Source organism: Ruegeria sp. AM5 (assembly GCF_056540645.1).
In genome coordinates this window covers 89785-102870 of the sequence record NZ_JBQFXC010000008.1, presented here as the reverse complement: position 1 = coordinate 102870, position 13086 = coordinate 89785, and the positions used below count along the sequence as shown (strand labels likewise).

The following is a 13086-nucleotide window of genomic DNA, read 5'->3' as shown; positions in this document are numbered from 1 at the left end:
GCGGGACAAAGCCGCCCTGTGCATGCGTTGCCATTGCCTATCCAGCACCAGTTGGTCAGCCACCGATCTGGGACATTGTCGCTTTTACCGCATGGTATCTTTGAGAGTTTGGGGGATGCGTCCCCAGAAAGCGATCACCAGGTTCAGGAACTCGTGCGAAGTACAGCGCACCCTTGAGTGGATCATAACCCGCTTTGTAGGCTATTACAGTGCCTAGTCGATCAGCTTCCAATTCAAAGTTCTTTGAATAGCTGCGGCCGCCAACAAAGGCTCCAAGGTCTTGTGCTGCGGCAATGTCATTCGGCCCTGACCCCGCAATTGTTGCTAGACCGGCCAAAAGCACCGCACCAGCCGCCGCATTTTGGGCCTGTCGCGCCAAATGCGCTTGAATGTGGTGAGCGGCCTCATGCGCCATAACAAATGCAAGTTCGTCAGTGTTGTTTACATTCCGTATCAGCGCTTGAGTCATTGTGATAACGGGGCGCCCCGACTTGCTTAAACTCTGATACGCGTTTGAGGGTGCTTTTTTGTCTGGATCAATGCGGATCAAAAAATCACAATTCACATTCTTAGTGCGGCGGCGGCATTCTCGTTCTGCCACAGGTTCTATTCGTGAGGCGACCTGACGGAACCTTATTTGTGCCTGTTGTGAACTGACGGGCGCGCTCGCGCGACCGGGGTTTGGAATAGGTGCTGATGGAGGAGTGGTGGTTGAAGCGCATCCCGCTAATGCCAAAACAGCTAACATCAATACCGTTCGCCTCATAAACACACCTTTCCAAATGTTCAGAGCATCAAAATCGAATCTGTGGCTTTCGAGAAACCAACTTGCACATTCGAACCTACGGTCTTCACGATTTGATATTCAATAACAGACGGGTTGTCGGTGGTCGCCCCGATTAAGCTGTCGTCAAAATGGTAGGCACTACAAATGGCTTTGAAGCGAAGGACCAAACGATCCACGCCCCGTTCTGTATGGGCTTGAACCGAGTTGAACACCGCGTCAGCGGAGGTTATTTGCGCTGCACGATGGCTTGATCCCAGCCTCCTGCGCGGCAAAGGGACTGCTATGAGCGCACGTACATTTCAACAATCGTTTCTGGTATGGCCTCAAAGCAGTCATCAGAGAGATGCCTACTGCCTGATCCTTCACCCCTGTCCCTCAACCAGCGTCTTCAAATTCTCCAACCCGCGCTCGTAATCTCCGCCGACCCAATTGTCCATCATTAGGCCCATCCAGCGGGACATGGGGTTCATACCAAGGTCGGATACGAATCCCCAGGTAACCTGTGTGCCTGATCCTTCTGGCCGCAACTGGAACGAGGCGGTGGCTGTCCCCATCGGGCCAAAATCCAGTGCGGTTTGCACGGACTGATCCGGGGTGCTCTCGGTGATTTCCTGCGAACCGGTTCCCACCTGCGGGTTGTCCGAGGCCCAGTTCAGCGTGTTTCCGACACCCGCTTCCGGGCCACTATAGCTCAGCTTGGTTTCGGGGTCTCGGGACAGCCAGGGGGACCATTTCTCGGTCTCCTGCATCGAATTCACATAGGGAAAGATCGCCGAGGCTGGTGCGTCGATTGTGATGCTGCGGGACACCTCGGCTTGACCAGGCAAAAGATATGATACTCCGACAAGCGCCAGAATGATCACCAGTAGGGTGACGAGAATGCGTTTAATCAATTTCATGAGCTCGATCCGATTCTGACAACATCATCGGAAACATATCAAAAAATCGACGTAATTTCAGAGGCCCGATCGTATGACCCGCAGGATCAGGCCGGTGGCTGGTAAGGCAGCGACGAATGGTGCAGCACGATGCGAAGCACTCCGTCAGCGTCTTTTTTGTAGCCGAAGCTTTTGTCGACTTGCGTGATGTTACCTTGGCTATCCGTCAGAATGACCTTGCCCATCCACATGGCGACATCACCTTCGACGAAGCTGGCCGATGTCTCACTTGCCATTTCGCGCCAACCCTTGATTCCGAAACCGCCATCAAGCGGAAATTCGGCATCGTGACCGACAAAATAGGCCAGTGCACCGTGGCGAGTCGGGCGAAAGGTTTGATCTCCGGACGCCATAGTTGGTTTGAACAGGACCGGACCCAGATTATAGCCGTATGCCGCATCCAGAACACCCTCGGCAACGGAACGGGCCGCATCGATCCCACCGTCTTCAAAAGCTTTGGAGATCGCAATCAACCCATCGCCCCAGGCGGTACGGGCAGCGGCCAGCTCGTCAGTGGTAATCGGCATGATCCTGTCCTTCTCTGTCCGGTTTCTACGGTACTGGCAGCAAGTGAGCGTCAACGCAAGAGGTGTGACCGGACTCTCGCCCGGTTTTGCCCACAGAACCGCGTGGAAGCCTGAATTCTCAGAAAATTCGACCCATTCTTTTGAACCGGTGCAAGGTTTTGCAAAGCATTTTGCCGCCAATCTCTGACAGTGCCGTGGGGGCACTTCAATTGGGGTGAATGTGGTGGACAAGATTATCACACTGGAACAGAAAGAACCCGTGCGTCTGGACCCGGATCGCCTGAGCAGCCTGTACAATCAGCTTGGCGACACCAACGCGATGGATGTGCTGTGCCGCACGGTTGAGGAACTGGCGTTGCGGTTGTCGAATTGTGAACGGTTTTGGCGGCAACGCGATTGGGCCGGGCTTCGCAAATGCGCAAAATCTCTCGTGGCCATATCCGAGCAAATCGGCATGACAGCACTGGCACGTGTGGCAGGCGATGTAGCCTGTACTGTCGACGCTGGCGATGCGGTGGCGACAGGGGCGACTCTGAGCCGCCTGATCCGTGTGGGTGAGCGATCGCTGACTGCCGTCTGGGACCAGCAAGATCTATCCGTCTGAGGGGGGTTGCGAGTGCGCCGCAGACAGATAGTCTGGGCGAAAATCCAACCAGCCGAGACACGCATGACCCTGTCCTTCGCCCCTGCCTCCGACCCATCGCTGCCACTACATGTGTTAGAGCAATCAGATTTTGAAAGCTGGCTGACCGATCAGCCGGATCATATCCGAGCTTGGGTTGTGGCCGATGGGTTTTCCGGAGCTCTGGGTCAAACACTTCTGGTGCCCGGCACAGATGGTAATCCGCAGTTTGCCTTGGCGGGGTATGGCAGCGGGGCAAAACGGGTACGCAAGCGATTTCCGCTAGCCGCTGCCGCAGAATCGCTGCCCAAGGGCACCTATCATATCGCCTCGGGCGTTCCCGCAGATGTGCTTGAGGCTGAATGCCTGGGCTGGCTGATGACGGGATATGCCTTTGATCGCTATGCAGCGCAAAGCCCGGCTAACGCTACGCTGATCGCGCCCGAGGGCGTAGATGCCCGGCGGATCGAAATCATGGCCAATGCCGAGGCATTGACACGGGATCTGGTCAACACACCCGCTTCGGACATGGGCCCGGTGCAATTACAACACGCGGTTGAGGCACTGGCACGGGAACACGGCGCAGACATCTCGGTCATCACAGGCGATGCGTTGCTGGAACAGAATTTTCCGATGATCCACGCGGTGGGGCGTGCTGCCGAACAGGCCCCGCGTCTGATCGAGATGAACTGGGGTGACCACGGGCCAAAACTAACATTAGTTGGGAAAGGGGTCTGTTTCGATACCGGCGGCCTGAATCTGAAACCCGGTGCTTCGATGGGGTTGATGAAAAAAGATATGGGCGGAGCGGCCAATGTGCTGGGTCTGGCCCGTATGATCATGGCGCTGGATCTGAAGGTGCAATTACGGGTCCTGATCCCGGCGGTCGAAAACGCAGTAGCGGGCAATGCTCTCCGCCCCGGCGACATCCTGACGGCGCGCAATGGGCTAACGGTTGAGATAAACAACACTGATGCCGAGGGTCGGTTGGTGCTGGCCGATGCCCTTGCTCTGGCGCATGAAGGGGCACCAAACCTGCTCATCTCGATGGCCACTTTGACTGGCGCGGCCCGGGTTGCATTGGGCGCTGATTTGGCCCCGTTTTATACCGATGACGACAAAGCCGCGGACGTGCTGGCGCGTGCTGGCCGGGCTGCCGCTGATCCGGTCTGGCGTATGCCTTTTCATGACCCCTATGAAGCGATGATCGAACCCGGCATCGCTAACCTCGACAATGCGCCTTCTGGTGGATTTGCGGGCTCTATCACCGCGGCACTGTTCCTGCGCCGGTTCGCTGCCGAAAGTCGCTATATGCATTTTGACATCTATTCGTGGCAACGCAGTAAGGAACCCGGTCGCAGCAAGGGTGGTTTGGGCCAAGGCCCGCGTGCCCTCCTGGGGGCATTGCCAGAGATCCTTGGCCTATGACTCAGGCGCGCATCATTCAACCGGTCATAGACCTGCTACGCCACCCTGACGGTCCGCGCGACCGGCAATTGTTGTTCGGCGACACGGTCACTGTTTTGGACGACCAAAACGGCTGGAGCAAGATCTCAGCCAGCAAGGACGGCTATACCGGATGGGTGGCGACGGACCATCTGGGACCAATTGAGCCACAGACTCACTGGATCGTCGCCGCTTCGACCCATGCCTATGAGAAGCCCGATATAAAAAGCCGCGATCTGACCTCTCTTAGCTTTGGCAGTAAAATCAGGGCTCTGTCTGAGGAGGGCGGATTTCTGGAAACGCCAATCGGGTTCATTCCGGGGGTGCATGCCGTGCCCGCCTATTCCCTGCTGACCGATCCCGTTTCCGCGGCCGAACTTTTTCTCGGCACCCCTTATCTTTGGGGTGGTAACAGTCGATTCGGGCTGGATTGCTCGGGCCTCGTACAGCTCGCACTGCTCGCCTGCGGCGTTCCTTGTCCCGGAGACAGCGGCGATCAGGAACGCGAAGTTGGTGGATCGGTGCCCGAGGGCGATCCCGCACGGCGCGGAGACTTGCTGTTCTGGAAAGGCCATGTTGCCTGGGTTGCCGCCGAAAACCTTCTACTTCACGCCAACGCCTATCACATGGCCGTTGCGCTCGAACCGATGGATCAGGCGATTGCCCGGATCGCCGCCCAGGGTGACGGGCCGGTTACAGCGCATAAAAGGCTCTAATCTAGGTCAACGGCCCGGATAAGCTTGCGTTCCAGAACCCTCAGAACCGCGCGCAGATCGTGCCCGCGCTTCAATATACGCCCATCCATGCCGACCACGGAATACATGCCCTGACGTAGCCGCAGGCGCGGGTGCTTCTCGACCCTGTAAATGGGATGTTCCGCCGTGCGCCGAAAGATCGAAAACACCGCCATATCCCGCAGGTTCGAGATTCCGTAGTCGCGCCATTCACCGGCAGCAACCATTCGGCCATAAACAGACAGGATTTGAGACATCTCGCGCCGGTCAAACGCGACCGGCATCTGGGCAGAGCCGGACCCGAACCGGCTGGGAGGCTGCATGTTCATATGACAAGCCTTGCCGGAAATCGCCGTCGAATCAAGCCCACTGGCATCAAGGTGTTGTATTTTTGGATCGCCCGCCCGCTATCTGCGCCCAACCTGACGGCAAATCAGGATCACCGGCAGCAACCCGACAGCCAGAATAACCAGCGACGGAACCGCTGCACCTTCAAGCCTCTCATCCGAGGCCAGACGATAGGCCTGCACTGCTAGCGTGTCGAAGTTAAAAGGCCGCATGATCAGGGTCGCGGGCAGCTCTTTCATCACATCCACAAAGACAATCAACAGTGCCGTTAGCAGCGAAGGCGTAAGGATCGGCAGATGCACCCGGCGCAGCGTTCCTAACGGGGTTTGACCCAGCGACCGCGCGGCGGCATCCATATTGGCGTGAACCGTACTCTGCCCACCCTCATAGGCGCTGAGCGCGGCGGCCAGAAAGCGCACCATATAGGCCGCGATCAGCAACCAGATGGATCCCGTGACCAGCAATCCGGTCGAGATATCAAAGGTCTGGCGCATCCACGCATCCAGTGCGTTGTCGAATCCCGCAAAGGGGACGATCAGCCCCACGGCTATCACGCCACCCGGCACCGCATAACCCAACCGCGCCACATAAGCCGCCATTGCGGCCCCGCGTCCGGGGCGCAGGCGTTGGAAGAATCCTATCGAAATCGCCGCGCTGACGGTGATAACCGCCGCAGTCCCCGCCAGTGTCAGCGAGTTCTGTATGAACCCGATATATCGGCGCGACAGCAGGTTCTGCTCGGATTCCAACCCCATCTGCACTAGGATAACCACAGGCAGAAGGAATCCGAACAGGACGGGAATTGCGCATAGCAGAAATGCCGCAAGTGATTGCCATCCCTTGAGTTGCGCCGCTGGCAGACCTGCGTGGCGCTTGCCTGCCTGATAGTATTTGGCTTTGCCGCGCTGTGTCCGCTCGGCCACGGCCATGACAAGCGCAAAACCCAACAGACAAAGGGCGAGTTGCGCCGCAGCAGCGCGATCAGCCATGGAAAACCAGCTTGTGTAGATGCCAGTGGCAAAAGTCTGCACTCCGAAATAGGCGACTGTGCCGAAATCGGCGATGGTTTCCATAACCGCCAGCAAGACACCCCCCGCAATCGCCGGGCGTGCCATCGGCAGGGATACGCGCCAAAAGGCATGCCAAGGGCCGTTGCCCAGCGCCCGGGCCGCCAGAAAGGCCGTGGCGCTTTGCTGCAGAAACGCCGCGCGCGCCAGCAAATAGACATAGGGATACAACACCAGGATCAACATCACCGCCGCACCCTCGGTCGAGCGAATCTCGGGGAACCAATAGTCGCGCGGGCCCCAGCCGGTCACATCCCGCAGCGTGGTCTGAACGATTCCGGGGTGATCCAGAATGAAGGTATAGGCATAGGCCAGCACATAAGCCGGAAAGGCCAGCGGCAGGACCAGAGCGATTTCCAGCCACCGCACTCCGGGAAAGCGGGTCATCGTGACCAGCCACGCAGCGCCGACGCCAATCGAAAACGTCCCTGCTGCGACCAGCACCACCAGGATCACCGTGGTCAGCGCATAGCGAGGCAAAACAGTCTCTAACAAATGGGAAATTGTGTCGGTGCCACCGGTCACCGCCGCCAGAACAACCGCCACCATTGGCAACAGACAGGCGGCTGCCACGACATAGGCAATGCCGCCCACAAAGCGTGTGCCTAGTGCGCCGCGATTATGCGTTCCGTGTTCTGAATATTCGACTTCGGCCATGGCGTCTGACTGAGAATCCCGTAGGGTCTGCCTTTAATCGACTAAAACTCTAAGAAACACCAGTGGGCGGACTAACAAAAACTGCGGCAATGTTCGCCGCAGATGCCTATTCATAAACGCGCTGATCCTCGATCACCAAGCCATCTTTTGGTAATGAGCCCGGCGCCACAACTTCAATCGCGCCTTTCAGTTTCAGGACTTCGACCACCGATTTTGCATAGGCACCATCGTTCTCGCAGGGGCTTTCGATCTGAACGGTCATGGTATCCATCTCGCCCTGTCGCGCCGCAATGACACGCGCCTTGACGATTTCATCATGCTTGTCGACCAGCGCGGCCACCTGTTCGGGGCGGACGAACATGCCCTTGATCTTGGTGGTCTGATCGGCGCGACCCATCCAGCCTTTGATACGCATATTTGTGCGCCCGCACGGAGACTCTCCGGGCATGATCGCCGACAGATCACCGGTGGCAAATCGGATCAACGGGTAATCGGGGTTCAGCGTGGTCACAACCACCTCACCTACTTCACCAGGTGCAACCGGGGTTCCTGTGCCGGGGGTGACGATCTCAACGATCACGTGTTCGTCGATGATCATACCCTCCATCGCAGGGCTTTCATAAGCTATGTTGCCCAGATCAGCGGTCGCGTAGCATTGCAGGCAGACGATGCCCCGATCGGCGTAATCCTGTCGTAGGCTTGGAAACAGCGCCCCGCCACCCACAACGGCCTTGGAAAATTTCAGCGCGACGCCCATGGCTTCGGCTTTATCAAGAATGACTTTCAGATAGTCGGGCGTACCTGCATATGCGGTGCAACCCACATCGCGCGCAGCGGTCACCTGCAACTCGGTCTGACCTGTACCTGCAGGCAGGACCGACGCGCCAACGGCCTGCGCGCCGCTTTCAAAGATCATGCCCGCGGGGGTGAGGTGATAGCCAAAACAGTTCTGAACAATATCGCCCGGACCAACCCCGGCTGCATTCAGGAACCGGCCCATGCGCCACCAGTCGTGATCAGTGCTGCCGGGCTCATAGATTGGCCCCGGAGATTGAAAGACATGCTGGAAATTCCGCGCCGGTTTGACGGTGAACCCTCCAAACGGAGGCCGGGTGCCCTGCGCCTTTGTCAGATCGGATTTTCGCAGAACCGGCAGTTGTGCCAGCGCCTGCATGTCTGTCACTGTGCCGGCGTCCACGTTGGACAGGATGCCGGCATATCCGGGCGCTTTTTGAGCGCGGGCAATCTGTTCTGGCAAGGCGCGCGCGTGATCAGCGGTGCGCTCGTCAGCGGATCGGGTTTCAAGCTTATCAAAATAGGTCATTGAAATATCCTCCACCCGCTTACAGCCATCTCTTGCGGCGGCGGTATGAGCGCACGTCTCGAAAGCTCTTTCGGCCTTCGTCAGACATGCCAAGATAAAATTCCTTTACGTCCGGGTTTTCGCGCAATTCAGCGGCGGGGCCGTCCATCACCACGCGGCCAGATTCCAGAATATAACCGTAATGAGCAAACCTTAGAGCCACATTTGTGTTCTGCTCAGCCAGCAGGAAGGACACGCCTTCCTTCTCGTTCAGGTCCCTTACGATGCCAAAAATCTCTTCGACAAGTTGCGGGGCTAGACCCATTGAGGGTTCATCAAGAAGGATGGTCTCGGGCCGTGACATCAGAGCCCTGCCCATCGCAACCATCTGCTGCTCACCACCCGAAGTATAACCGGCCTGACTACGACGGCGTTCCTTCAAGCGTGGGAAGTAATTATAAACCAGTTCCAGGTCCTGCTGGATCGCGGCAGACCCGTCCTTACGGGTATAGGCACCGGTCAGCAGATTTTCTTCGACTGTGAGGTGTTCGAAACAGTGGCGGCCTTCCATGACTTGAATGACGCCCTTCTCCACCAAGGCAGCCGGGTCGCTTTCATGCACGCCCTCGCCGCGATATTTAATCGAGCCTTTGGTGACCTCGCCCCGTTCCGAATGCAGCAAGTTCGACACGGCCTTCAATGTGGTTGTCTTGCCCGCACCATTGCCACCCAGTAGGGCTGTGATGCCGCCCTTGGGCACAGTCAGGCTGACGCCTTTCAGAACAAGGATCACATGGTTGTAGATCACCTCGATATTGTTGACCTCAAGCAGGGTTTCCGCCTGCACGTCAGTGGTTTGTGCCGCATCCAACATCAGCGCGTGTCCTTGTGCGAGTGTGGGGTTCGGGGCGGCAGCGATCCGCCGCCCCGTTTGGTTCAGAGCACCTTATTCGCAGCGCTGAGAAATATTGTTCTCAGCAGCATATGCGCCCGAGTCTTCGTCGATCAGTGCGTTGATGACCTCAGCGTCAGTCGGTTCGAAGCCCTGAATCGAGTTCCAGGTACCCGCCGCTGCATCCCACTGAACAACACCGACAAGGCCTGGGCCGCCGTGGTTTTCGCATGAGACCGCGAATTCAGGTCCGAAACCGGCCATACCCAGCGCTTCCATCTTGGCGTTGGTGATCTCCAGCGCCTCCATGCCATCGCGCATCATCGATGCGTCGATCTCGGCAGTGCCGTGCATTTCTTGCGCGGTTTTCACTGCTTCTGCGGCCAGCATCGCAGCATAGAGGCCGCGGTTGTACTGCACCGTACCCAGTTGATCACCGGCGCCTGCAGCTTTGCCCGCATCGACGACATATTTCTTCAGGTCGTCATAGACAGGATAGTCGTCGCCCAGACCGGTGAAGGTCAGCGCTTTGTAGCCGGTGGCCTTATCACCCGCAGGCTCAACATCAAACTCGGCCCCGGACCACCAGACACCGATGAAGTTCTCCATTGGGAAGCGGATATTGGCGGCTTCTTGCACGGCGACCTGGTTCATCACGCCCCAGCCCCACATAATCACATAGTCGGGCTTTTCCCGGCGGATTTGCAGCCACTGCGACTTCTGCTCCTGACCGGGGTGGTCGACCGGCAGCAGGGTCAGGTCATAGCCATGTTTTTCAGCCAGTGTTTCCAGCGTACGGATCGGTTCCTTGCCATAGGCCGAGTTGTGATAGACCAGCGCGATCTTCTTACCGCTCAAGTCGCCACCGTTTTCGTCCAGCAGATAGTTGATCGCGCCCGACGCCCCGTTCCAGTAGTTGGCAGGATAGTTGAACACGTTGCTGAACACCTTACCGTTCGCCGCCGAGGTGCGGCCATAACCCATTGTGTGCAGCGGAATGCCGTCTGCGGTCACTTTAGGGATCAACTGATAGGTGATGCCGGTGGACAGGGGCTGATAGACCAGAGCACCTTCGCCCTTGGTCGATTCATAACATTCCACGCCTTTTTCCGTGTTATATCCGGTCTCGCATTCGATCACGTTGGCCGCAACACCGCCGATACCGCCATCGCGTTCGTTCAGCAGTGTGAAGTAGTCGGCATATCCGTCCGCAAATGGGATACCGCCGGCCGCATAAGGCCCGGTCCGGTAACTGAGCGACGGGAATACGAGGTCGGCCATGACCGGACCTGCGGCCATCACGGCGCCCAGCGCCAGGGTTGCCAGTTTCTTTTTCATCGGGTGTCTCCTCCCTTGGTTGATCCGATGTTGGGTTTCGGGTTTCACACCCGTCTTTTCGTTGGGCCGGTCCTTAGTGCGGGAACGGCCAGAGTCTGAGTTTCTCTTTCGCCACACGCCAGAGCTGCGCCAGACCATGCGGTTCGAGGATCAGGAACATGATGATCAGAGCACCGACGATGACTAGGTTGAGATGCGCGACGATATCCGTGGGCCAGCCCAGCAGATCGACGCCCAGCAGCTTCAGTACAACCGGCAGCAAAACCAGGAAGGCAGCCCCCGCAAAGGATCCAAAAATAGACCCTAATCCGCCGATAATCACCATGAACAGCACCAGGAACGATTTTTGAATGCCGAACACTTCTCCAACCTCGACCGCGCCCAGATAGACCGCAAAGAACAGCGCCCCGGCGATGCCCACAAAGAACGAGCTGACGGCAAAAGCTGTCAGCTTGGCCTTGAGCGGGTTCACCCCGATGATCTCGGCCGCGATGTCCATGTCGCGGATTGCCATCCAGGTTCGACCAGTGGTGCCGCGCGTCAGGTTACGCGCGATGATGGCGCAGACGGTCAGGAAGATCAGGCAGAACAGATAAGTCGCCCATGCCGGAGCATTCGGGCCAGTGATAATGATGCCGAACACATCGCGTTCCGGCGCATTGATCTGGCCAGAGGCCGAGTAGTTGTAGAACCACGGCACCCGGTTAAACAGCCACACAAGAAAGAACTGAGCCGCCAGCGTAGCGACTGCTAGATAGAATCCCTTGATCCGCAGAGATGGCAGACCAAACAAAACACCAACAATCGCAGTGATCCCTCCAGCAAGGATCACATGGATGAACATGCTGACATCGGGAAAGGCCGTCATCAGCTTGTAGCAGGCATAGGCCCCCACTGCCATGAACCCGCCGGTGCCCAGCGAGACCTGCCCGCAATAGCCCACCAAAATGTTCAGCCCGATCGCAGCGATGGCATAGATCAGGAATGGCAGAAGCAGCGCATTGGCCCAATAATCGTTGATGATGAACGGAATTATTCCGAACGCCACCGCCAGAACGACATAGTACCGATACCGGTCAAACTTGATCGGGAAAGTCTGGCTGTCGGCGATATATGAGGTTTTGAAATCCCCGGCCTCACGATAGAACATATCTTACTTTCCCCATTCTTCCTGCGCCCGATTGCGGGCAGCGGCGTCCAGTTGATTGGACCCTTTGGCATATCCGGTGGCCTCGGAAGCGCGCACCAGTTTCATGTAAGCCAGGATGCCCATGACCAGCCCGGCAAAGGCCAGAATTACAGCGATCACAAGTTGGCCCTCGGTCAGATCGCTTGATGTCAGGGCGATGTAGCCGAAAGCCCAAAACCCCGCCCATGCGATCACGTTGATGATGGCAATCAGCTTGGTCACGCCCTACACCCTCTCGATGATCTTCTCGCCGAACAGGCCCTGAGGTCGGAACACGAGGAAGATCAGCGCCAATACATAGGCAAACCAGTTCTCGGTTGCGCCGCCAACCATCGGACCGATCGCGAATTCGAATAGTTTCTCGCCTACACCGATGATCAGACCGCCGACGATGGCCCCGGGGATCGAGGTAAACCCGCCCAGCATCAATACCGGCAGAGCCTTAAGCGCGATCAGCGACAGCGAGAACTGAACGCCCGATTTGGTGCCCCACATGATGCCCGCAACCAGCGCTACAAACCCGGCGACCGACCAGACCATGATCCAAATGAAGTTCAGCGAAATCCCGACCGATAGCGCCGCCTGATGGTCATCCGCCACCGCACGCATCGCCCGACCCTGCTTGGTGTACTGGCTGAACGCCACCAGAGCCGCCACCAGAAGTGCTGCGATGATCGTGGCCACGATGTCCAGATTGTCGATGAAGAAACCGTAGTCGAAGATATTAAAGGTCGTCTCGTCAATCCACAGGTTGATACCCTGCGGCAGACCCACATCCAGCGTCTTGATCTCGGACCCCCACATCAGGTCGGCGACGCCCTCAAGGAAATAGGCCAGACCAATGGTCGCCATGAACAGGATGATCGGTTCCTGTCCGACCAGATGGCGCATGACGAACCGTTGCACGCACCAGGCCAGCAACACCATCACGGCCATGGTCAGAATAATCGCAAGCAACGCGGGCACATTCCAACCAAAATTATAGACATGCGTGCCGAAAGTCGCGTTGATCAGATGCGCAAAAGGTACCTGCCCATTCATGATTCCGACCAGCGTCATCGCCGCAAACAGGGCCATAACCCCTTGGGCATAATTGAAAATCCCCGACGCCTTGTAGATCAACACAAAGCCCAGTGCGACCAGCGCATACAGCACCCCAGCCATCAGACCGTTGAGGATGACCTCCATCGCGAAGATTAATTGTTCAGGCATGCCAGCCCCTCCCCAATTCTGCCCGG

At 57.5% G+C, this 13086-nt stretch carries 14 protein-coding genes; 3 read left to right on the top strand and 11 right to left on the bottom strand.

The genetic code is table 11. The annotated features are described in order from the left end of the window. Window positions 1-55: 55 nt before the first annotated feature. The 3 genes from ACR0AH_RS16920 to ACR0AH_RS16910 form a co-directional block, all read right to left on the bottom strand. Window positions 56-748: a M48 family metalloprotease gene (locus ACR0AH_RS16920; RefSeq protein WP_480592897.1), complete on the bottom strand. Its 693-nt coding sequence runs from the start codon at window positions 746-748 to the stop codon at window positions 56-58. Between the two features lie 401 nt (window positions 749-1149). Further along, complete coding sequence (locus ACR0AH_RS16915; protein WP_170408759.1) at window positions 1150-1686, bottom strand: SRPBCC family protein; 537 nt, start codon at window positions 1684-1686, stop codon at window positions 1150-1152. Between the two features lie 86 nt (window positions 1687-1772). After that, window positions 1773-2252 carry a phosphoribosyl-AMP cyclohydrolase gene (locus tag ACR0AH_RS16910; RefSeq protein ID WP_170399250.1) on the bottom strand — a complete coding sequence of 160 codons (480 nt, stop codon included), beginning with the start codon at window positions 2250-2252 and terminating at the stop codon, window positions 1773-1775. A gap of 214 nt (window positions 2253-2466) precedes the next feature. Between ACR0AH_RS16910 and ACR0AH_RS16905 the strand changes: the two genes are divergently transcribed. The 3 genes from ACR0AH_RS16905 (at window position 2467) to ACR0AH_RS16895 (ending at window position 5036) form a co-directional block, all read left to right on the top strand. Continuing rightward, window positions 2467-2856 (top strand): hypothetical protein, encoded by a 390-nt coding sequence (locus tag ACR0AH_RS16905; RefSeq protein WP_170399254.1) that lies wholly within the window; start codon window positions 2467-2469, stop codon window positions 2854-2856. Between the two features lie 63 nt (window positions 2857-2919). Beyond that, window positions 2920-4302 carry a leucyl aminopeptidase family protein gene (locus ACR0AH_RS16900; protein ID WP_480592915.1) on the top strand — a complete coding sequence of 461 codons (1383 nt, stop codon included), beginning with the start codon at window positions 2920-2922 and terminating at the stop codon, window positions 4300-4302. After that, on the top strand, window positions 4299-5036 hold the full coding sequence (locus ACR0AH_RS16895) for an NlpC/P60 family protein (RefSeq protein ID WP_170408761.1): 738 nt from the start codon (window positions 4299-4301) through the stop codon (window positions 5034-5036). Before ACR0AH_RS16900 ends, ACR0AH_RS16895 begins: the two co-directional genes overlap by 4 nt. Here ACR0AH_RS16895 and ACR0AH_RS16890 read toward each other — a convergent pair. The 8 genes from ACR0AH_RS16890 to ACR0AH_RS16855 all read right to left on the bottom strand — a co-directional run bounded on the left by ACR0AH_RS16890 (window position 5033) and on the right by ACR0AH_RS16855 (window position 13060). Continuing rightward, window positions 5033-5383, bottom strand: a complete 351-nt coding sequence (locus tag ACR0AH_RS16890; RefSeq protein WP_170399260.1) for a DUF2794 domain-containing protein — start codon at window positions 5381-5383, stop codon at window positions 5033-5035. The two genes, ACR0AH_RS16895 and ACR0AH_RS16890, sit on opposite strands and share 4 nt — an antisense overlap. A 78-nt stretch (window positions 5384-5461) precedes the next feature. Beyond that, window positions 5462-7126: an ABC transporter permease gene (locus ACR0AH_RS16885; RefSeq protein WP_480592895.1), complete on the bottom strand. Its 1665-nt coding sequence runs from the start codon at window positions 7124-7126 to the stop codon at window positions 5462-5464. 106 nt (window positions 7127-7232) lie between these two features. After that, window positions 7233-8450 (bottom strand): acyl-CoA synthetase family protein, encoded by a 1218-nt coding sequence (locus tag ACR0AH_RS16880; RefSeq protein WP_170426281.1) that lies wholly within the window; start codon window positions 8448-8450, stop codon window positions 7233-7235. A 19-nt stretch (window positions 8451-8469) separates the two neighbouring features. Continuing rightward, a complete protein-coding gene (locus ACR0AH_RS16875; RefSeq protein WP_170399269.1) occupies window positions 8470-9303 on the bottom strand; it encodes an ABC transporter ATP-binding protein in 834 nt (277 codons plus the stop codon). 72 nt (window positions 9304-9375) lie between these two features. Next, a complete protein-coding gene (locus ACR0AH_RS16870) occupies window positions 9376-10659 on the bottom strand; it encodes an ABC transporter substrate-binding protein (protein WP_170408764.1) in 1284 nt (427 codons plus the stop codon). A gap of 73 nt (window positions 10660-10732) precedes the next feature. After that, the gene (locus ACR0AH_RS16865; protein WP_170627000.1) at window positions 10733-11809 is read right to left on the bottom strand and encodes a branched-chain amino acid ABC transporter permease; all 1077 of its coding nucleotides are present in this window, start codon (window positions 11807-11809) and stop codon (window positions 10733-10735) included. Window positions 11810-11812: 3 nt separating this feature from the next. Then, complete coding sequence (locus tag ACR0AH_RS16860) at window positions 11813-12070, bottom strand: hypothetical protein (protein WP_170408766.1); 258 nt, start codon at window positions 12068-12070, stop codon at window positions 11813-11815. Between the two features lie 3 nt (window positions 12071-12073). Further along, window positions 12074-13060, bottom strand: a complete 987-nt coding sequence (locus ACR0AH_RS16855; RefSeq protein WP_170408767.1) for a branched-chain amino acid ABC transporter permease — start codon at window positions 13058-13060, stop codon at window positions 12074-12076. Between the last annotated feature and the right edge of the window lie 26 nt (window positions 13061-13086).

What these genes read in the sequence shown, in the direction of transcription:
- ACR0AH_RS16920 (WP_480592897.1), bottom strand. Translation starts at nt 748, where the DNA reads ATGTTAGCTGTTTTGGCATTAGCGGGATGCGCTTCAACCACCACTCCT.
- ACR0AH_RS16915 (WP_170408759.1), bottom strand. Translation starts at nt 1,686, where the DNA reads ATGAAATTGATTAAACGCATTCTCGTCACCCTACTGGTGATCATTCTG.
- ACR0AH_RS16910 (WP_170399250.1), bottom strand. Translation starts at nt 2,252, where the DNA reads ATGCCGATTACCACTGACGAGCTGGCCGCTGCCCGTACCGCCTGGGGC.
- ACR0AH_RS16900 (WP_480592915.1), top strand. Translation starts at nt 2,920, where the DNA reads ATGACCCTGTCCTTCGCCCCTGCCTCCGACCCATCGCTGCCACTACAT.
- ACR0AH_RS16895 (WP_170408761.1), top strand. Translation starts at nt 4,299, where the DNA reads ATGACTCAGGCGCGCATCATTCAACCGGTCATAGACCTGCTACGCCAC.
- ACR0AH_RS16890 (WP_170399260.1), bottom strand. Translation starts at nt 5,383, where the DNA reads ATGAACATGCAGCCTCCCAGCCGGTTCGGGTCCGGCTCTGCCCAGATG.
- ACR0AH_RS16885 (WP_480592895.1), bottom strand. Translation starts at nt 7,126, where the DNA reads ATGGCCGAAGTCGAATATTCAGAACACGGAACGCATAATCGCGGCGCA.
- ACR0AH_RS16880 (WP_170426281.1), bottom strand. Translation starts at nt 8,450, where the DNA reads ATGACCTATTTTGATAAGCTTGAAACCCGATCCGCTGACGAGCGCACC.
- ACR0AH_RS16875 (WP_170399269.1), bottom strand. Translation starts at nt 9,303, where the DNA reads ATGTTGGATGCGGCACAAACCACTGACGTGCAGGCGGAAACCCTGCTT.
- ACR0AH_RS16870 (WP_170408764.1), bottom strand. Translation starts at nt 10,659, where the DNA reads ATGAAAAAGAAACTGGCAACCCTGGCGCTGGGCGCCGTGATGGCCGCA.
- ACR0AH_RS16865 (WP_170627000.1), bottom strand. Translation starts at nt 11,809, where the DNA reads ATGTTCTATCGTGAGGCCGGGGATTTCAAAACCTCATATATCGCCGAC.
- ACR0AH_RS16855 (WP_170408767.1), bottom strand. Translation starts at nt 13,060, where the DNA reads ATGCCTGAACAATTAATCTTCGCGATGGAGGTCATCCTCAACGGTCTG.